This window comes from Rhizobium indicum (assembly GCF_005862305.2).
GTDB classification, from domain to species: Bacteria; Pseudomonadota; Alphaproteobacteria; order Rhizobiales; family Rhizobiaceae; genus Rhizobium; species Rhizobium indicum.
On sequence record NZ_CP054021.1, the window covers coordinates 3,161,823 to 3,181,219 of the forward strand.

General features: G+C 61.5%; 17 protein-coding genes and 1 tRNA gene. 9 read left to right on the forward strand and 9 right to left on the reverse strand.

The genetic code is table 11. The features are described from left to right. Nucleotides 1–17 precede the first annotated feature (17 nt). Complete coding sequence (locus FFM53_RS15505) at nucleotides 18–608, reverse strand: YqaA family protein (RefSeq protein ID WP_017995313.1); 591 nt, start codon at nucleotides 606–608, stop codon at nucleotides 18–20. 197 nt (nucleotides 609–805) lie between these two features. Between FFM53_RS15505 and FFM53_RS15510 the strand changes: the two genes are divergently transcribed. Next, on the forward strand, nucleotides 806–1,096 hold the full coding sequence (locus FFM53_RS15510; protein ID WP_138389568.1) for a hypothetical protein: 291 nt from the start codon (nucleotides 806–808) through the stop codon (nucleotides 1,094–1,096). Between the two features lie 37 nt (nucleotides 1,097–1,133). Here the strand turns inward: FFM53_RS15510 and FFM53_RS15515 are convergent, their stop codons facing one another. Continuing rightward, the gene (locus FFM53_RS15515; protein WP_138389569.1) at nucleotides 1,134–2,882 is read right to left on the reverse strand and encodes a cation:proton antiporter domain-containing protein; all 1,749 of its coding nucleotides are present in this window, start codon (nucleotides 2,880–2,882) and stop codon (nucleotides 1,134–1,136) included. Nucleotides 2,883–3,094: 212 nt separating this feature from the next. Here FFM53_RS15515 and FFM53_RS15520 point away from each other — a divergent pair, with 212 nt between their 5' ends. Then, the gene (locus tag FFM53_RS15520; protein WP_138389570.1) at nucleotides 3,095–3,379 is read left to right on the forward strand and encodes a hypothetical protein; all 285 of its coding nucleotides are present in this window, start codon (nucleotides 3,095–3,097) and stop codon (nucleotides 3,377–3,379) included. Between the two features lie 169 nt (nucleotides 3,380–3,548). Further along, nucleotides 3,549–3,836, forward strand: a complete 288-nt coding sequence (locus FFM53_RS15525; RefSeq protein ID WP_003543268.1) for a hypothetical protein — start codon at nucleotides 3,549–3,551, stop codon at nucleotides 3,834–3,836. Between the two features lie 194 nt (nucleotides 3,837–4,030). On the opposite strand, the gene FFM53_RS15530 is transcribed toward FFM53_RS15525, so the two are convergent. Together FFM53_RS15530 and FFM53_RS15535 are read right to left on the reverse strand one after the other, a co-directional pair. Continuing rightward, a tRNA-Leu gene (locus FFM53_RS15530) sits at nucleotides 4,031–4,115 on the reverse strand. Nucleotides 4,116–4,240: 125 nt separating this feature from the next. Next, nucleotides 4,241–5,536, reverse strand: coding sequence for an MFS transporter (locus FFM53_RS15535; protein WP_138331679.1), 1,296 nt, complete (start codon nucleotides 5,534–5,536; stop codon nucleotides 4,241–4,243). 129 nt (nucleotides 5,537–5,665) lie between these two features. Here FFM53_RS15535 and FFM53_RS15540 point away from each other — a divergent pair, with 129 nt between their 5' ends. Continuing rightward, the gene (locus FFM53_RS15540) at nucleotides 5,666–6,244 is read left to right on the forward strand and encodes a TetR/AcrR family transcriptional regulator (RefSeq protein ID WP_138331678.1); all 579 of its coding nucleotides are present in this window, start codon (nucleotides 5,666–5,668) and stop codon (nucleotides 6,242–6,244) included. Between the two features lie 2 nt (nucleotides 6,245–6,246). Here the strand turns inward: FFM53_RS15540 and FFM53_RS15545 are convergent, their stop codons facing one another. Together FFM53_RS15545 and FFM53_RS15550 are read right to left on the reverse strand one after the other, a co-directional pair. Further along, nucleotides 6,247–7,044 carry a class I SAM-dependent methyltransferase gene (locus FFM53_RS15545; protein WP_138389571.1) on the reverse strand — a complete coding sequence of 266 codons (798 nt, stop codon included), beginning with the start codon at nucleotides 7,042–7,044 and terminating at the stop codon, nucleotides 6,247–6,249. A 179-nt stretch (nucleotides 7,045–7,223) separates the two neighbouring features. After that, nucleotides 7,224–8,204 carry an aldo/keto reductase gene (locus FFM53_RS15550; protein WP_138331677.1) on the reverse strand — a complete coding sequence of 327 codons (981 nt, stop codon included), beginning with the start codon at nucleotides 8,202–8,204 and terminating at the stop codon, nucleotides 7,224–7,226. A 224-nt stretch (nucleotides 8,205–8,428) separates the two neighbouring features. On the opposite strand from FFM53_RS15550, the gene FFM53_RS15555 reads away from it, so the two are divergent. After that, nucleotides 8,429–10,057: an AMP-binding protein gene (locus FFM53_RS15555; RefSeq protein WP_138331676.1), complete on the forward strand. Its 1,629-nt coding sequence runs from the start codon at nucleotides 8,429–8,431 to the stop codon at nucleotides 10,055–10,057. Nucleotides 10,058–10,101: 44 nt separating this feature from the next. On the opposite strand, the gene FFM53_RS15560 is transcribed toward FFM53_RS15555, so the two are convergent. The 3 genes from FFM53_RS15560 to secA all read right to left on the reverse strand — a co-directional run bounded on the left by FFM53_RS15560 (nucleotide 10,102) and on the right by secA (nucleotide 15,693). Further along, on the reverse strand, nucleotides 10,102–11,379 hold the full coding sequence (locus tag FFM53_RS15560) for a GNAT family N-acetyltransferase (RefSeq protein ID WP_138389572.1): 1,278 nt from the start codon (nucleotides 11,377–11,379) through the stop codon (nucleotides 10,102–10,104). Beyond that, nucleotides 11,380–12,795 (reverse strand): lipopolysaccharide biosynthesis protein, encoded by a 1,416-nt coding sequence (locus FFM53_RS15565; RefSeq protein ID WP_138389573.1) that lies wholly within the window; start codon nucleotides 12,793–12,795, stop codon nucleotides 11,380–11,382. Between the two features lie 180 nt (nucleotides 12,796–12,975). Continuing rightward, complete coding sequence (gene secA, locus FFM53_RS15570; protein WP_138331673.1) at nucleotides 12,976–15,693, reverse strand: preprotein translocase subunit SecA; 2,718 nt, start codon at nucleotides 15,691–15,693, stop codon at nucleotides 12,976–12,978. A gap of 246 nt (nucleotides 15,694–15,939) precedes the next feature. Here secA and FFM53_RS15575 point away from each other — a divergent pair, with 246 nt between their 5' ends. The 4 genes from FFM53_RS15575 (at nucleotide 15,940) to mutT (ending at nucleotide 19,372) form a co-directional block, all read left to right on the forward strand. Next, on the forward strand, nucleotides 15,940–16,821 hold the full coding sequence (locus FFM53_RS15575) for a peptidylprolyl isomerase (protein WP_072640438.1): 882 nt from the start codon (nucleotides 15,940–15,942) through the stop codon (nucleotides 16,819–16,821). A gap of 112 nt (nucleotides 16,822–16,933) precedes the next feature. Beyond that, complete coding sequence (gene argJ / locus FFM53_RS15580) at nucleotides 16,934–18,175, forward strand: bifunctional glutamate N-acetyltransferase/amino-acid acetyltransferase ArgJ (RefSeq protein WP_072640439.1); 1,242 nt, start codon at nucleotides 16,934–16,936, stop codon at nucleotides 18,173–18,175. Beyond that, the gene (locus FFM53_RS15585) at nucleotides 18,156–18,962 is read left to right on the forward strand and encodes a GNAT family N-acetyltransferase (RefSeq protein WP_138389574.1); all 807 of its coding nucleotides are present in this window, start codon (nucleotides 18,156–18,158) and stop codon (nucleotides 18,960–18,962) included. The genes argJ and FFM53_RS15585 overlap by 20 nt, the downstream gene beginning before the upstream one ends. Next, nucleotides 18,959–19,372: an 8-oxo-dGTP diphosphatase MutT gene (gene mutT / locus FFM53_RS15590; protein WP_012759141.1), complete on the forward strand. Its 414-nt coding sequence runs from the start codon at nucleotides 18,959–18,961 to the stop codon at nucleotides 19,370–19,372. Before FFM53_RS15585 ends, mutT begins: the two co-directional genes overlap by 4 nt. Nucleotides 19,373–19,397: the final 25 nt, after the last annotated feature.

Sequence of the window (19,397 nt, forward strand, 5' to 3'; positions counted from 1 at the left end):
CCGAAAATCATCCTCGCCTAGTGAGCGAAAGAGCGGTAGCCGACATATAGCACGATCACGGTAGCGGCACCGATGCCAACGATTTGGCCGAGGCGCTTCTCGATGAAGTCACGGATCGGCTCGCCGTAGCGGCGCAGCAGCCAAGCGAGGAAGAGGAAACGCGCGCCGCGTGCAATAATCGCCGAAACAATGAAAAGGCCCAGATTGACGTGAATGACGCCAGACAGGATCGTCACGATCTTGATCGGCGGCAGATGCGCAAGACCTGATGTGACAAGCAGCAGCAGGATCCACTCGTAGGTGACATAGGCCTTCATCTGCTCAAAGGCATCGAGCTTGCCATAGAATTCGAGAACCGGCCGCGCCACCGTCTCATAGGCGTAAAAGCCGAGCGCCCAGCCGGCGATGCCGCCGAGTACGGATGCGACGGTCGCGACCAGCGCGTAGCGATAGGAGCGTTCCGGCCTGGCAAGCGCCATCGGCAGGAAGAGCACATCGGCGGGGACGAGAAAGATGGAGCTTTCGACGAAGGCGATGACGGCGAGCCAGATTTCGGCCGATTTGCGCGCGGCCAGAGACATGGTCCAGTCGTAAAGTCTGCGGAGCATTCCGTTTCCTTCCTGTTGCAGTGCAAAAGAGCTTTAGGGGCCGTGCGCGGCGCTGTAAATGCTCGCCCGTGTCCTTCCTGCCACCGCCGTCAAAAAATTTTCGTGATGCGGGGTGTCAGCGCCTCTCCCAAGATTTCGCAGGATTGCGAATCTGCCATTCTGCGGCAAGCTGATTTAGGGTCGACGTGCAAGGTGGCATGAGAATGTTCAAAGTGATCGAAGGCGGCCGTGGGCGGGCCGTGCAAATGGATAACTGGTCCGAAGAGGGGCGCGGACCAAGCAAAGAGGACGTGCGCCGGGAGGCTGCCCGACGGATCAGCGAGAGCGGTTATCATCTGTCCCGCATCCGGGAATTCGCGACCGGTGTGCCAATGCTGGCGTCTCTCAAACACTTGTCGCTGCAGATCGATTTCGCAGCCGAGACGTTGTCGCGGCTTGATCCAATCCCGGAGGATTTCCGCTCCGACGGCTATTGGCCGGCGGGCTGAGGCAATCACGGTAGCGTGACATGCGGCGCTGTTTGCGTCAGGACAGGTCCATCGACTTTTCCCATTGCTGCCGCAGGACGTTCATTTCCGTCCGCTTCTGGGCCATTTCGCTAACGGCAGCGCGCAGATGCGGATGGTGCGACATGAACATGTTGAAGTCGCGCCGTTCGAGCACCTCGAACTGGCAGAAATCGACGGCGATGACGTCGGCCGTGCGTCGTGCGCCTGTCAATAGCGCCATTTCGCCGAAAAAAGCGCCGGGCTCCAGGCGGATCGCGCCACTGGCGAGCCGCACTTCCACCGCGCCCGAGGAGATGAAATACATGCTGTCGCCGCGGTCGCCGCGGCGGATAACGCGTTCGCCCGGCGGCGCGGATTTTGCCTTGAAGAGCAGTAGCAGCTCCTCCTGCGCGTCCTCGTCGACCTCGGAGAACAGCGGGAAAGTCTCGATCAGCTGCTGCATCTTCAGTTGATGCTGGCGCTCTCGCTCTTCGCCGAGCGCCCTGATCTTTTCCAGTTCTTTGCCGAGCGCCTTCTGCCTGCTCCTGCCGTAGCTTTCCCAGAGGGAGGGCCATTTCGAATGGATATATTTCTTCAGGCCGTCGGTTGCGAAGATCACGATCGGGTTGAGTGTGATCGACAGGATCGCGGCGGCCAGGATCAGATCCTGGCCCTCATGCGGCAGGAGCCCGAGTGAGACGCCGAGGCCGGCGAGGATGAAGGAAAACTCGCCGATCTGGGCGAGGCCGCCGGCCAATGTTAGTCCCATGCTGATAGGGTATCTGAGCAGGATGACGATGAGGAAGGTGATGATGCCCTTGCCGAGGATGACGAGCGCCAGTGCGCCGATCACGGCCAGCGGCTGGCGCACCAGGATGGAGGGATCGAAGAGCATGCCGACGGAAACGAAGAACAGCACGGAGAAGGCATTCTGCAGCGGCAACGAGTCGGCGGCGGCCCTGTGGCTGAGCTGGGATTCGCTCATGACGACGCCGGCGAAAAATGCGCCGAGCGCAAAGGAGACGCCGAAGATCGCCGCCGAACCGAAAGCGATGCCGAGTGCGATCGCCAGCACCGTCAGCGTAAAGAGTTCCCGCGAGCCGGTGCGGGCGATCATCGTCAGCAGCCAGGGCACGATGCGAGGGCCGAGGAAGATCGCCATGGCGGCGAAGGCAACAACCTTCAGCAGTGTCAGGCCGATCGTCAGCGCCAGTGGCAGGTCACCGAGGCCGTGATTGGTCGTATTGCTGGCGTTGCCACCCAGTAGCTCTGCCAGCGCCGGCAGCAGCACCAGCGCCAGCACCATCACCAGATCCTCGACGATCAGCCAGCCGACGGCGACGCGTCCGCTCGCCGCGTTGACGAGATTGCGCTCTTCCAGCGCCTTCAAGAGAACGACGGTGCTCGCCACCGACAGGCTGAGGCCGAGGACGATGCCGGCGCCGAGGCTCCAGCCCCAGAGTTTGCAAAGGCCGATGCCCAAGAGGGTGGCGAGGATGATCCGCCCGATCGCGCCAGGCACGGCGATGCCGCGCACGGCGAGCAGGTCGGAGGCGGAAAAATGCAGGCCGACGCCGAACATCAAAAGGATAACGCCCATCTCGGCGAGCTGGCCGGCAAGGGCGGTATCGGCGACGAAGCCCGGTGTGAACGGCCCCATCAGGATGCCCGCCATCAAATAACCGACGAGTGGCGGCAGCCGAAGCCGGTCGGCCCCATAGCCCAGGATCGCTGCGAAAACGAAACTGACGGCGACCGTCGCGATAAGTCCTACTTCCTGATGCACGTCCGCCCTCTCTTGTGATAGCGGCGGCCACTTTGGACGAAGTGCAAGCAAAATTAAACAGTTGATTTGGGGATGGGCTGCTGTTCGGGCTTTCGTTCTCAGTCCTGGCTGGTGTGGCGCAGACGTCGTCCGCGGCACGGTCGGGCCGTCACCGATGTTGGAACCACTTGCGTCTTGCCTCGTTGCCCTTTCATCAGACAAGGAGAAACGACATGCGGAAGATGATCTTGAACTGTACTGTGGCGGCCCTTGCCGCCTGCTCGTTTGCAGCGCCTGTTCTTGCCAACAGCGTCTATGTCAGGGAGCGTTCTTATGACGACGGCTATCGCCATGAGCGGGTACAACCTGGCATCACCATCAGCGAACGTGGCGTCACTTTCGGTGCCGTGCGCGAACGTGAGCACCGCCGCTATCGCGATAATGGCTGCGAAACCAGGAGCGTCACCCGACAGACCGACGAAGGCGAGGTCACCAAGACGGTCCGTCGCTGCAATTAACGAAAAAATATGCGATAAGGACGAAGCCCGGTTCCGACGAGCCGGGTTTTCGCCTTTTGTGGCAAGAATATCTCAATGCGGTGGTGAAAGTCGTCTGTCGGTGTTATGAGCACGCCTTTGGTAAAAGCGCGTTCCCAGCGCAAACACCGCCCGCACAGGATCTTTTAGTATGATTGAGCTTACGCCGTCCCAGATCGCCGCACTTAAACTCGCCAGGGATGGAGACCTTTATCCTCAGCCAGCCAATAAATGGACGCACGAGAATGCGACAGTTACTTATGCAAAAACTGACCGGTGGAAAGAGCGGCCTCAGAAAATAAAGTCGGTCACTGCCAAGACGTTGGGCGAGTTGAAGGAGCCGGGTTTTCTCGAAAGGCGGCACCTGGATGACGACGCATCAAAAGACGTCTACGGCATCACGATGGCCGGCAAGATGTGGCTGCTGAAGAATAAGTAAGCTTCGCTTAGATGCGAATTCCTTCCGTAGGGCCATCGATTCTTTGAGGCAAGGCAAGGCATTTGAGATGATGGTGCAGCCAACCGGAGCATTATAGAACCCGTCCGCCTTCGTTCCTGACGGAACTACGGCGCGACAGCCTCCGCTTAGCTGCTCTCTTCGGCTTGCCGAGCCGAAGCTCACAGAGCGAAGGCTGGTGCCCCATGCCGGAGTCGAACCAGCACTTCTTTCGAAACTCGATTTTGAGTCGAGCGCGTCTACCAATTCCGCCAATGGGGCAACGGATATGAACGGGCGGCTGTCTAACATGCGAGCGCCCGGACGCGCAAGACGGGCAAGCGAAGTTATCGGACTGATCCGGTAGAGAGATCCGGCCTCGCGTCGAGGCCGGATCCTGTCTGATATCAATGGGCGGCGGCCGGTGCCGGGCTGCTCAGGCCGGACTTCTTCAGCGTGATCGCCAGGATCGAGGCCAAGAGGCAGAAGGCGCCGGCGACGAAGAATGCGGGCAGGTAGCTCGAAAGTTCCGTACGCGAGAGGCCGGCGCCATAGGCGGCGGTGGCTGCTCCCAGCTGATGGCCGGCGAAGACCCAGCCGAAGACGAGGCCGACCTTTTCGGGGCCGAAGCGATCGGCGGCGATCTTGACGGTCGGCGGCACGGTGGCGATCCAGTCGAGGCCGTAGAAGATGGCGAAGATGGAGAGGCCGTAAAAACTGAAATCGCTGAAGGGCAGGTAGAGCAGCGACAGGCCGCGCAGGCCGTAATACCAGAAGAGCAGCCAGCGATTATCGAAGCGATCGGACAGCCAGCCGGAGCCGATGGTGCCGAAGAAATCGAAAATGCCCATGACGGCCAGCACGCTGGCGGCGGCCACCGGCACGATGCCGAAATCGCCGCAAAGGGTGACGAAATGAGTCTGGATCAGGCCGTTGGTGCTGAGGCCGCAGATGAAAAAGGTGGCAAAGAGGATCCAGAAGGTCGAGGTCTTCGAGATTTCCTTAAGCACGGTGATCGGCGTCATCAACGCGACGCCAAGCGAGGTGCTTGCCGGTGGCGGCGTCACCTGCGTCTCACCGAAGGAGGGCAGGTTGAGGTCGGCCGGACGGTCGCGCATGAAGGCCAGCACGGCAAGGGCTGCGACCATGATCATGGCGCAGACGAAAAACACCGTCGAGCGCCAGCCGTAGCGCTCCGTCAGCTCCGCCATCAGCGGCAGGAAGACGAGCTGGCCAGTGGCCGAACTTGCCGAGAGCATGCCGACGACGAGGCCGCGATGCTTGGTGAACCAGCGGCTGGAGACCGTTGCGGCGAGCACCATGGCCGTCAGACCCGTGCCGAAACCAACGACGATACCCCAGAGCAGCAGCAGCTGCCACAGCGTCGTCATGAACAGCGAACCGACGAAGCCCGCGCCAATCAGCGCCAGTGCGAAGACGATGACCTTGCGCACGCCGAAATAATTCATGAAGGCGGCGGCGAACGGACCCATGAAGCCGAAAAGGATCAGGCGAATCGCAAGGGCCGAGGAAATCTGCGAGGTCTCCCAGCCGAACTCATCCTGCAGCGGTTTGATGAGCACGCCAGGTGCGCCCATGGCGCCGGCGGTGACCAGCATGGTGAGGAAGGTCGCGGCAACGACGACCCAACCGTAATGGATGTTGCGCCGGGCAAGGGTGGAGGCGAGGACGGTGGAAACCATGGGCAAGATTCCGTTTGAATTCAGGTTTTAGGAGATACTGGACCGATTTACATGATGGCCATCATATTTCTTGCGTATTGATGATGGACGTCATATATTTTGTCAAGCGACTATTTCTGGAGATGACAAATGCGGGTCAGCCGCGAAAAATTTGCCGAAAACCGCGAAAAGATCCTGATCGTTGCCGGCGTGCTTTTCCGCGAAAATGGCTTCGACGGGGTCGGCGTCGCCGACATCATGAAGGCGGCCGGGCTGACGCATGGCGGCTTTTACGGTCATTTCGGTTCGAAGGACGACCTGGCGCTTGAGGTCAGCCGCAAGCTGATCGACAAGGTCGAGACGCGCTGGAAGGAGCATATCGCCGAATCGCCGGACCGGCCGCTGGCAGCGCTTCTCGATCATTATATCCACTGGCGCACGGTTGACGATCCGGGCGGCAGCTGTGTCTTCGCAACGCTGATCCAGGAAGTCAGCCGCAGCCGCGGCGCGGTCCGCGCGGTCTTCAGCGACGGGCTGTCCGTGCTGGTCGACACGCTTGCCGATATCGTTCCCGGCGAAACGGAAGAAAAGCGCCGCGCCAATGCGACGACTACACTGTCATCGATGATGGGGGCCGTCATTCTTGCCCGTGCGGTCGAGGACAGGGCGCTTGCCGAGCAGTTTCTGGTGACGATGCGCCGGCAGCTCGATCCTGAAAGCCAGACATAATCTCAGTCGCGAAAGGCGATGAGCGCGTTGCTCTCGACGATCTCGGTGAATTTCCCCTTCGGCGAGAGCGCGGTGAGTTCGCTTCGCAGCACCTGCTCGAATTCCATCATCCTGTCGCCGAGCGCCTGTGGCGAGGTGACGGACATGGAGAAGGCGCGGCCGACGATCTCATCGGCATTGATCACCCGCTCAGCGACGACGCCGATGCGTTCGAGGTTGCGGAAGGTCGAGCGCAGCAGAAATTCCTCGTGCTTTATCCAATCCGGCCCATGGTGAAACTGCCGGTCGGTCCGCATCCGCTCCGGTGAAAAGGTCTCAGACACCCTCTCCATCGCCTCGCGCCAGGCAGGTGAAGAAGAAATGTGCCGGTCGCCGAAAAGAGCGACCGCTCCGCCGGGCTCGGTCAGTGTGTCCAGCGTCGACAACGTGGCGGCGCGATCCATCCAATGGAACGAGCGGCCCATGGCTGTCATCTTCAGCGGCCCGAAAGAAGGGCCGAGGTCATAGGACGAAGCGAGAATGAACTTCGCGTCGACTCCGGCCGCGATGGCATCTTCTCGCGCGGCGTCGAGCATTTCAGGTTCAGGATCGAGGCCGGTGACATCGGCGTGGGCGAGGCGTGCGAAGGCGATGCCGATCTGGCCCGGGCCGCAGCCGAGATCGAGCACATGATCGCCAGGCTGAAGGTCAATCCTAGCGACCACGCGCTCGATCAGCCTGTCGGGATAGGGAACGCGGAAACGGCTGTAATAAGCGGCGGTGGTGCGGAAGCGGCGGGGCTCGAAAGGAATGGTGGTCATGGCGAACGATTCCTCGATGTCTAAGAACATTCGCTAGGACCGAATCATGACTGCCTTGTGATGACTTGTGCCCGAGGCAGTCACTTGACCGATGGAAGAAGAAGGGGCAGCCGGACGATGAGGCGATCCCAGCCCTCCACGAGTGAGGAGAACTGGGAGAAAGCGGCGGCAACCGCTGCTTACTTGAAGCCGGCGATGGCGTGCGGGATGTAGGGTGCCTCCAGTGCCGCGATTTCCTCGGCGGTAAGCTTGACCGAGAGCGAGGCAACGGCGTCCGTGAGGTGGTTCGGTTTGGACGCGCCGATAATTGGGGCGGTCACCGCACTTTTCTGCAGGATCCAGGCAGTTGCGACCTGGGCGCGGGAGATGTTGCGGGCCCTGGCGATTTCGGCCACGGCCCCGACGATCTTGCGGTCGGCATCGATGGACTGGGTGTAGAGCGTCTTGCCGAATTCGTCGGTTTCGCTGCGTGCCGTCGTCTCGTCCCAGTCGCGGGTCAGGCGGCCGCGGGCAAGCGGGCTCCAGGGGATGACGGCGATCTTCTGATCCTCGCAAAGCGGCAGCATTTCGCGCTCTTCCTCACGGTAGAGCAGGTTCAGGTGGTCCTGCATGCTGACGAATTCGGTCCAGCCGTTCAGCCTGGAGACGTAAAGCGCCTTGGCGAATTGCCAGGCATACATGGAGGAGGCGCCGATATAACGGGCCTTGCCCGATTTGACGACGTCGTGCAGCGCTTCCAGCGTTTCCTCGATCGGCGTCGTGTAGTCGAAGCGGTGGATCTGGTAGAGATCCACGTAGTCGGTGCCGAGGCGACGCAGGCTGTTGTCGATCTCGTCGAAGATCGCCTTGCGCGACAGGCCGGCGCCGTTCGGGCCCGGCCGCATGCGGTTGAACACCTTGGTCGCCAGCACGATGTCCTCGCGTTTGGCGAAGTCTTTTATGGCCCGGCCGACGATCTCCTCTGATGAACCATTGGAATAGGTGTTGGCGGTATCGAGGAAATTGATGCCGAGGTCGATCGCCTGCTTGATCATCGTCCGGCTTTCTTCTTCCCGCAGGCTCCAGGCATGATTGCCGCGGCCGGGATCGCCAAAGGTCATGCAGCCCAAGCAGATCTTCGATACTTCGAGACCGGTCTTGCCAAATTTTGCGTATTCCATGAAACGACTCCGTGATGAATTGGATGACCCCAGGCGGCTTTCCATGATTTAGCGCGAGATGGCCAAAGTCGCAGGGCGGCAAATGAAGAATCTATGCTGCATGCGCACAATGATCCGTGATCGAGACTTCTGAAGCCGCGCTCATCGCCGTCGATTCCGGCTGCAGCTTGCACATCCGCGCCGCAAGATGTTAGCTGATGCAGCATTTTTATCGGAATCCGACCATGCAACTGCCGTCCCACGATCGCTATGACGATCTTTATCGCGATTTCTCCTGGCGGATTCCGGAGGATTTCAATATCGGCCGCGCCGTCAGCGACGACTGGGCGGCGAGAGATCCGGAGCGTGTCTGCCTTGAGCATTTCAGCCCCGATGGCGATCATCTTTCGCTGACTTACGGTGAGCTTGCCGGCGCCTCGTCCATGTTCGCCAATGCGCTGGCTTCGCTCGGCATTAAGCGAGGCGACCGCGTCGCGCTGCTGATGCCTCAGTCCTTCGAGACCGTGGTCGTTCATGTCGCGATCTACAAGATGGGCGCAATCGCCTTGCCGCTGGCGCTGCTCTTCGGCGTCGAGGCGCTCGAATACAGGCTGAGGACCTCAGGTGCGGTGGCAATCGTCACCAATGATTTCGGCCTTGATCGCGTCCGGAAAATTCGCGATCGGCTGCCGGAGCTTCGGCATGTGATCAGCCTCGATAGTGCTCTCGATGCTCTCTCCTTTGCCGATCTGATCGTGTCATACGAGCCCTTCTTCAAGGGAGAAAAGACGTCTCCCGACGATCCGGCGCTGATGATCTTCACCTCGGGAACGACGGGGCCACCCAAGGGCGCGTTGCATGGCCATCGCGTCCTGCCCGGCCATGTTCCCGGCATGCAGTTCGCCCATGAGGGTTTTCCGCAACCGGACGATAAGGTCTGGACGCCGTCCGACTGGGCCTGGGCCGGCGGGCTGCTCAACGCGCTGCTGCCGAGTCTTCTGCTCGGTATTCCCGTCGTTTCGTCGCCGGCGCAGAAATTCGATGCCGGCATGGCCTATCGCATCATGGCCGAAATGAAGGTGCGCAATGCCTTCATTCCGCCGACGGCGCTGAGGCTGATGAGATCCGTTGCCGATCCGCGCTCGAAATATGATCTGGTGCTGCGCACCATCGGCTCGGCCGGGGAGGCGCTCGGGCGCGAGACCTATGAATGGGCGCGCCATACGCTCGGCATCACCGTCAACGAATTCTACGGCCAGACGGAGTGCAATTTCGTGCTTGCGTCGAGCGCTGCCTATGGCGTCACTAAAGCGGGCGCCATAGGGCGGGCGGTGCCCGGGCATCGCGTCGCGATCGTCAGCGAGACGGGCGATGAGTTGCCCGTCGGCGAACCGGGCCAGATCGCCATCGCCAGTCCCGATCCTGTCATGTTCCTCGGCTACTGGGACGACACGGTGGCGACGGACCGAAAATTCGCCAAAGGCTGGCTGCTCACCGGCGATATCGGCCGGCAGGACGCCGAGGGATATGTGACCTTCGAAGGGCGCGACGACGATGTGATCACCTCGTCGGGATATCGCATCGGCCCGGCCGAGATCGAGGACTGCCTGATCGGTCATCCCGCCGTGCAGCTTGCCGCCGCCGTCGGCAAGCCCGATGCCGTGCGCACCGAAGTCGTCAAGGCCTATATCGTGCTTTCACCAGGCCATCATCCAAGCGAGGCGTTGGCTGCCGACATAAGGGAATGGGTGAAGACGCGGCTTTCGATGCACGAATATCCGCGCGAAGTGGAATTCATCGATGCATTACCGCTAACCACCACCGGCAAGGTGATCCGCCGGCTGCTGCGCGAAAAGGCCGCCAGCGAGGGATAGAGCATTTCCGGACGCAAAAACACTAGGCACTTTTGCTGGAATGCTTAGCCTCGACCGGCAAGCGACATGATCTTCTCGCGCAGCATCTTCGCCATATTGCGGGTGCTGCGGTACATGTGGAGCTGGGCGGTGACCTGGCGCATGTCGCGGTCGCTGTTCTGCGTCAGGCCGATCACCAGCGTTCCCATTTCCTCGCGCTCCTGCCAGAAGCGGCTCATGATCGGATGATCCGAGACGGCGCAGGAATCCGAGCGGACGATATTGGCGTCGTCGAGATGCCATTCGGTGAGTTCGCTCATCAGCAGCTTGCCCGGCGAATAGCGGGCATAGTTTTCGTCGTAGGCGGTCTTCCAAGTATAGGCCTCGCCGCCCATCATCAGCACGACGATGGCGGCGATCGCCTTGCCGTTGAGGTCGATCGTGTGAATACGCACGGCATCGACGGCGGCAAGGTTCGACACCGCCTCGCGGGCGAAGGCCGTGTGATAACGATCGGTGACGAGAGCGCTTCGCCGCTTGCCCTTCCAACCGCCGGCTTCCATCGCCAGGAATTCCTCGAAGCGGGTATGGATTTCGCGCGGCTGGCGGGCGACGGCATAGACCGCGGTTCCCTGTTCCTCCAGCAGGCGCCACTGGCGGCGCATCTCGCGCATATGCGAGGAGGAGATGGTTTTGCCGAGATAGACCGGCGCCTCTTCCTCGCTCTGCAGCATCGGGCGCAGGTAGGGATTGGTAACGGTGACGGGAAGATTGCGGCTGAGCGCAACGGCCTTGACCATGCGCACGAAGATACCGTTCAGCCTGAGATCCGGCAGGACCATTATGGAGGGCAGATTGAGATCACGGGCGGTCAGCCCCTCGAAGAGATTGTCGAGGGTTTCGGCGGCATCCTCGCCATCGACGAGCGGCGTGCCGAGCGGACCGAAACTGTTTGACCAGCCGCGGATGATCGACGGGCCGACGGCAAAGCCCGGCTTGTCGACCGAAAACGGCAAGAGGAAGCGCATGCGGCTGCGACCGGCATTGTGGTCGCGGATCAGGGCGAAGTTCACCTGCCGGTCTTCGAGCCGCGGCATGGCGGGGGCGAGGAAGCGGCCGGAGAAAAAGACATTCGGTTCCATCGCCCGGTTGGAGAGGAAATCGAGCTCATCCTGAAGCTCATAGCCGAGTTTGCCGGGATAGAGGCAGAGTTCGCGCCCCGGCCGGCCGATCTCGGCGCGAGCCTCGGCCTGCGGCGCTTCGAAATGCAGTGCTGCGAGATCATGCACCATGCGGTTTGCGGCGCTGTCGGTGCTTTCGGTAACGGGGGGAACACGCACCATCTATCGAACTCTCATTTCTGGCGTTGCGGCGGAGGGGCTGGCGAAGGCGAAAAGAACGATGGCGAGGGTGCGGCGCACGGCGACATGCAGCAGGATTGCCTCGACTGCCATGGCAGAGGCCGTGGCGATCGCCGTGCCCTCGATGCCGTAATGCGGGATCAAAGCGAGGTTGAGGCCGACATTGGCCGTCAGTGCGCCGGCATAGAGCGCGACGCAGAGGTTCTGCTTGCCTGCCATCATCAGCAGCGTTTCGGCCGGGCCGACCAGCGATTTGGCAAGGATGCCGGCGAGCAGGATCGCCATGACCAGATAGCCCGATGTGAAGGCGCCGCCGAAGAGCGACAGCAGCAGATGACCGGCCGCAAGCACGACAAGGCCGACCCCGAGCGCCGGCCAGAAGGTCCAGCGGGCGGCGTCGATGGCTGCGGCTGCCAGCTGGGCGTGGTCGCCTTCGGCGATGATCGAGGAAAAGCGCGGGCCGGAGGCCGCCTTGACCGAGAAATTGATGAAATGTACCAGCGCCATCGTTTTGGCGGCGGCGAAGTAGATGGCGACGTCATGCGGCTCGAGGAAGATGCCGACGACGACGACGTCGGAATTGGTCAGCAGGAAGCTCACGCCCTCGATCAGGAAAATCGGAAAGGCGACGCTGAACCAGGCGAGGAAATCGACCTTGCGTGGGCCGTCGTCATAATGCCGGCGAAGGCGGTAAAGCGTTGCGGCATACTGGCCGAGAGCGGTGACGTAGGTGGCGGCGAGCGCTGCCTGCATCGCGGTGACGGCTGTGTGCTCGGCGCCGATGGCAATCGCGATCAGCATGAAGAAGATGATGAGGATCGGGCGGACGATATAGACCGGGCTCAGCGCCATCACCGGCCAATGGTTTGCCCGTGACGTGCCTTCGAGAATGTCGCCGAGCGCGATCATCGGCATGGCGAGCAGGCCGATGAAGATCGGGATGAGATAATAGACCTGGATCATATCGCCGAAGAAATGCAGCCCGAGCATGCCAGCGGCGAGCACCGCCGTGCCGGACAGCAGCGCAAAGATGCGCGCCGTGCCGGTCAGGCCGCGGATTTCCTCGAAAGCGCCCGCTGCCCTGTATTGCGGCAGAAAGCGGACGATCGCGGTGTGGAAACCGAGGCATGAGAGATCGCCGAAGACGACGACCAGCACCCAGACGAAAACGAAGATGCCGTATTCATATTCGCCCATCAGCCGGGCGAGCACGATCTGGGAGACGAAGGCGAGTGCGGCGCTGAGGATACGGATCGAAAAGGCCGTCAGTGCCATACGCTGGGCGGCCGCCCTCTCACCGCGCTCGGTGAGCACGGCAGCAAGCAAACGCAGCGTGCGGCCACCGATCGGGCGCAGGCCCGCGGGCAGCATCTTCTCCGCTGTTTCTATGACCGCCATGATGAACACGCAAAACTCTGAGGTCAGGCAAATCGCCCCTGAAGTCTTGACAGAACAGGGTTAAGAAACGGTTCCGGATCGCGCCTGCCGTCCAAGGCTGAAATTCCGGCTTTCCGGTGTTGCCGCAGAAAAGAAAATGCCGCCCGGAGGCGGCATTTCGCGGATCTTTGCGGGCCTGCTTCAGACCTGCTCGAAGGCGCCGTGGCAATGCTTGTATTTCTTGCCGGAGCCGCAGGGGCAGGTCTCGTTGCGGCCGACCTTGCCCCAGGTGGCTGGGTCATCCGGGTTGCGGTTTTCAGGAGAAACGATGACTTCCGATGCCTGGTAGATCGCCGGCGCGAAATCGTCTTCGCCGGTCGTCGGATCCAGGTGATGGGCCTGCATCAGCGGTGGTTCGGGCTCGGCAGGGGCCTGCTGCACCAGTTCGACGCGCATCAGCTGGGCAGTGACGGCCTCGCGCAGATTGTTGAGCAGCGCCGTGAAGAGCTCGAAGGCCTCCGACTTGTATTCCTGCAGCGGATCGCGCTGGGCATAGCCGCGGAATCCGATGACGGAGCGCAGATGGTCGAGGTTGACGATGTGCTCGCGCCAGAGATGATCGAGCGTCTGCATGACGATCGAGCGTTCGACATAATGCATGATGTCGTCACCGAAACGCTCGGCCTTTTCCGTGAAGGCGGCATTGGTGGCTTCCGTCAGGCGCTCACGGATATCGTCTTCGCCGATACCTTCTTCCTTCACCCAGTCCTCGATCGGCAGGTCCAGATTGAGAATGTTCAAAGCACCGGTCTTCAGGCCGGCGGCATCCCATTGTTCGGCATAGGCGCGTTCGGGGATATGCTTTTCGACCATGTCCTCGATCACCTCACGGCGCATGTCGGAAACGGTCTCGGAAATATTGGTCGATTCCATCAGTTCGAGGCGCTGCTCGAAGACCACCTTGCGCTGATCGTTGAGAACGTCGTCATACTTCAGGAGGTTCTTGCGGATGTCGAAGTTGCGGGCTTCGACCTTCTTCTGGGCGCGCTCCAGGGCCTTGTTGATCCAGGGATGGACGATCGCCTCGCCCTCCTTGAGGCCGAGCTTGGTCAGCATGCTGTCCATGCGGTCGGAGCCGAAGATGCGCATCAGGTCGTCCTGAAGCGAGAGGTAGAACTTCGAGCGGCCGGGGTCGCCCTGACGGCCGGAGCGGCCGCGCAGCTGGTTGTCGATGCGGCGGCTTTCATGGCGTTCGGTGGCGATGACGTAGAGGCCACCGGCTTCGAGCGCCTTCTGCTTGAGTTCCTTGATCTCCTCGATGATTGCCTGGATCCGGGCGTCACGCTCCGGACCGGCTTCGACTTCGCCGAGTTCGCGCTCGATGCGCATATCGAGGTTGCCGCCGAGCTGGATGTCGGTACCGCGGCCGGCCATATTGGTGGCGATGGTAATGGCACCCGGCACGCCGGCCTGGGCGACGATATAGGCTTCCTGCTCGTGGTAGCGGGCGTTCAGCACCTTGAAGTCGTCGAAGCCCTGCTTGCGCAGGCGCTCGGCGAGCAGTTCCGATTTCTCGATCGAGGTGGTGCCGACCAGCACCGGCTGGCCGCGCTTGTGGGCGTCGAGGATCTCTTCGATGATCGCCTTGAACTTCTCGTCGAAGGTCCGGTAGACCTCGTCGTCCTCGTCGAGGCGCTTGATCGGCAGATTGGTCGGGACCTCGATGACATCGAGATTGTAGATATTGGCGAATTCTTCCGCTTCCGTCTGCGCCGTGCCGGTCATGCCGGCGAGCTTGTCGTACATGCGGAAGTAGTTCTGGAAGGTGATCGAGGCCAGCGTCTGGTTTTCCGGCTGGATCTGCACCTTTTCCTTGGCTTCGAGCGCCTGGTGCTGGCCTTCCGAATAGCGGCGGCCCGGCATCATACGGCCGGTGAACTCGTCGATGATGACGACTTCGTCGTTGCGGACGATATAGTCCTTGTCGCGCTGGAAGAGCTTGTGGGCCTTCAGCGCGTTGTTGACGTGGTGGACGATCGCAACGTTCTCGATGTCGTAGAGCGCGTTGCCCTTCAAGAGGCCGGCTTGGCGGAGCAGGTTTTCCAGCTTCTCGGTGCCCTCTTCGGAGAAGTTGGCGGAGCGCTGCTTCTCGTCGATCTCGTAATCGCTGGGCGCCAGCAGCGGTATGTAGGCGTCGATCGTATTATAGAGTTCGGAGCGGTCGTCGAGCGGACCGGAGATGATCAGCGGCGTGCGCGCCTCGTCGACGAGGATCGAGTCCACTTCGTCGACAATTGCGAAGTTGTGGCCGCGCTGAACCATCTGGTTCTTCTCGTACTTCATGTTATCGCGCAGATAATCGAAGCCGAGTTCGTTGTTGGTGGCGTAGGTGATGTCGCAGGCATAGGCCGCGTGGCGTTCCTCGTCGGAAAGGCCGTGGACGATGACGCCGGTGGTCATGCCGAGGAAGCCGTAGACGCGGCCCATGGTCGCGGCATCGCGCTGGGCGAGGTAATCGTTGACGGTGACGACGTGCACGCCCTTGCCGGAAAGCGCGTTCAGATAGACCGGCAGGGTGGCGACGAGGGTCTTGCCTTCGCCGGTCTTCATCTCGGCGATCGCGTTCGAATGCAGGATCATGCCGCCGACCAGCTGTACGTCAAAAGGTCGCAGGCCGAGAACGCGGCGAGAGGCTTCGCGCACGACGGCAAAGGCCGGGATCAAAATGTCGTCGAGCGTCTTGCCCTCGGCGAGCAGGGCGCGAAACTCCACGGTCTTTGCCGCGAGCTGCTCGTCCGTCAGGGCCTTCGTCTTCTCTTCGATAGAGTTGATGGCAGTGACGTTCGGCTGATAGGACCGCACGCGGCGGTCGTTGGAAGACCCAAATAACTTGCGGGCTATACCGCCAAAGCTGACCATATGACTGGCCCTTTCTCAATATTCATCCCCGGCGTTTCTTGTCCGCGGCCCAGCCGAAAATCAGGCGCGCGCCTTAAAACGCCCGGAAACTGTTCTGGACGCGAGGTTGCGTGACAGATAAGAGGGGGGTCGAATGATGTCAACGGATTTGGCGGATACAGAAAGGCCACAATCCGGTGTTGATGGCTATTTTGGGCTGGATTCAGGGGATGCTGAAACCGGCAATGTAACTGTGAAGGGTATTTCATGTTGAGCACCAACAAACTTGCCGTTCTGGCGTTTGCAACCTTTGTTGCGCTCCAGGCCCCGGCCTATGCCGATGACGCCGTCATCGCCAAGGTCGGCACCCTGGAGATCCACCAGTCGGAACTCGACCTTGCCGTCGCCAATCTCGACCCCCAGTTGGCGCAGCTTCCCGATGACCAGAAGAAGGTCGCAGCCCTTTCCGCCGCCATCGACGTGAAGCTGCTTGCCGCCGACGCTGCGGCCGAGAAGCTTGATCAGACCGACGAATTCAAGAAGCGCATGCAGTATCTCTCCGACCGCGAGCTGCACAATGCCTATTTCAAGAAGCATGTCGTCGACATCGTGACGCCTGAAGAAGTCAAGGCCCGTTACGACAAGGAAGTCGCCGCCCTGCCGAAGCAGGAGGAAGTCCACGCCCGTCATATCCTCGTCAAGACCGAGGACGAAGCCAAGGACATCATCAAGCAGCTCGACGCCGGCAAGGATTTCGCCGAACTCGCCAAGGAAAAGTCCACCGATCCGAACAAGTCGGAAGGCGGCGATCTCGGTTATTTCTCGCGCGGCCGCATGGTCAAGGAATTCGAAGACGCAGCCTTTGCGCTCGAGAAGGGCACCTATTCCAAGACGCCGGTGAAGACCGATTTCGGCTTCCACGTCATCAAGGTCGAGGATAAGCGCGACGCTCCGCCGCCGCCCTTCGAGCAGGTGCAGGATCAGGTTCGTCAGCTCGTCATGCGCGACAAGTATCTTGAGCTTCTGAACAAGGCGAAGGCCTCGGCCAAGATCGAGATCACGGACGAGACGCTGCGCAAGGGTTACGACCAGGCCAACAAGCAGCCCGAGCCGGGCAGCGAGCCCGTTGCGCCGGCACCGCAGCAGTAATAATCGCATTAGGGCCCGGTTCTTCCGGGCCCCTCACTATCGTGGTTGTCGCATTTCCGGACGGCGAACCGGTTTCCATTTCGCCTGGAAATGCTCATTGGCAGGTCTCATCATGTCCGGTTCCGTCTCTCCGCTTGCTCCGAAATCCTTCGTCTCGATGCCACCGCTGCGCGGCGTGCGCATGGCGACGGCTTCCGCCGGCATCAAGTACAAGAACCGTACCGACGTGCTAATGATGGTCTTCGACAGACCGGCGACTGTTGCGGGCGTTTTTACCCGCTCGAAGTGCCCGTCGGCGCCGGTCGATTTCTGCCGGGCCAATCTCCCCCATGGCAGCGCCCGCGCCGTCGTCGTCAACTCAGGCAATGCCAATGCTTTCACCGGCCTGAAGGGCCGCCAGGCGACCGCACTGACGGCGAAGTCGGCTGCCGCTGCCGTCGGCTGCGCCGAAAACGAGGTCTATCTGGCCTCGACTGGCGTCATCGGCGAGCCGCTCGATGCCACCAAATTCGCAGGCGTTCTGGATCGGATGCAGGTCGAAGCGACCGGCGATTTCTGGTTCGAGGCCGCCAAGGCGATCATGACGACGGACACCTATCCGAAGGTTTCGACCCGCAGCGCCGAGATCGGCGGCGTGGCCGTGACGATCAACGGCATCGCCAAGGGCGCCGGCATGATCGCGCCTGATATGGCGACGATGCTCTCCTTCGTCGTCACCGATGCCGACATTGCGCCTGCCGCGCTGCAGGCGCTTCTGTCCGACGGCGTCGGCCCGACCTTCAATTCCATGACCGTCGACAGCGACACCTCCACGTCCGACACACTGATGCTGTTTGCAACGGGTGCCGCAGCCGAGGACGGCCAGGCCCGCATCGAGCGCGCCGACGACCCGCGGCTTGCCGCCTTCCGGGCCGCACTCAACGAAGTGCTGAAGGATCTGTCGCTGCAGGTGGTGCGGGACGGCGAAGGTGCGACCAAGATGCTCGAAATCACCGTGACGGGGGCCGAGAGCGATGCCGCCGCCAAGCGCATCGCGCTGTCGATCGCCAATTCGCCGCTGGTCAAGACCGCGGCCGCCGGCGAAGACGCCAATTGGGGCCGTATCGTCATGGCCGTCGGCAAATCCGGCGAGATGGCCGACCGCGACAGGCTTGCCATCTGGTTTGGCGATATCAGGGTCGCCGTCAATGGCGAGCGTGATCCCGATTATTCCGAAGCGGCCGCCTCAGACGTCATGAAGGCCCAGGATATCCCCGTCAAAGTCGATATCGGGCTCGGTGCCGGCACGGCAACGGTCTGGACCTGCGACCTCACCAAGGAATATGTTGCGATCAATGGCGACTATCGGAGCTGATCGTTCATTGGAGCAGGCATCCATTTCCTCACACAATCTGCCGCTGGTGCGCAGGCTGGAGGCCGTCGGCTTCCGCGCCTGGCCGGCGGCATCCGTGCAATATGACGGCAGCTGGCAGGTGCGGCTGACGGCCGGTCACCCGTCCAACCGGCTGAACTCGATCGTGCCGCTCGATCCCTCGGATCATCGCGACGTCGAAATCCGCCTGGAAAAGGCGAGCCGGAAGTTCGAGGCCTATGGCCGCGCCGCCGTGGTCCGCCAGACGCCGCTTGCTTCGCCGGTGCTGATCGAACTTCTGCGCGCGCAGAACTGGACGCGCTTCGACGATACGGTGGTGATGGCCTGCGACCTCGCCGAGGCGGAGCTGCCGGATACGCTCGATCACCTGCCGACCCATGATATCGGCCGTTTCGTCGACGCCAACCTCGCCGTCGACCAGTCGCCACTGAGGCTGAAGCCGGCGCTTGCCGAAATCATTTCGGCGATCAAGCCGCCATCCGGCCTGTTCATGATCGAGAACGCGGTGGACGGCCCGCTTGCGACCGTGCTCTGTGTCCAGGACAACGACCTCGCCGGCATCATGTCGCTTTCGGTCTCCGAGGCGCGGCGGCGCGAAGGACTCGGCACCGAAATCCTGACCTCGGCGCTGCGCTGGGCGCGCATGCGCAGCGCCCGTTCGGCCTGGCTGCAGGTGAAGCTGTCCAACCGTCCGGCCATCGCACTTTATGAGCGCCTCGGTTTTCGCGACGCCTATCATTATTGCTATTGGCAGCAGGAGCCGCGATGAGCGAGGCGGGCCGGAAGATATTGCTGGTCGCCGCCTGTGCGCTGATCGATGCCGATGGGCGTATCCTGTTGGCACAGCGCCCCGAGGGAAAGTCGCTCGCCGGGCTCTGGGAGTTTCCCGGCGGCAAGGTCGAGCCGGGTGAGACGCCGGAGGAAACACTGGTGCGCGAGCTCGAGGAGGAGCTCGGCATCAACACCAAGATCGCCTGCCTCGCGCCGCTTACCTTTGCCAGCCACTCCTACGAGACCTTCCACCTTTTGATGCCGCTTTATATCTGCCGGCGCTATGAGGGCATTCCCCAGGGCCGCGAAGGCCAGGCGCTGAAATGGGTGCGTCCGCAGGCGCTGCGCGATTATCCGATGCCTCCGGCCGACGAGCCGCTCATCCCGATGTTGCAGGATTTACTTTAGCATTATCTGATTATTATTGTGCCAC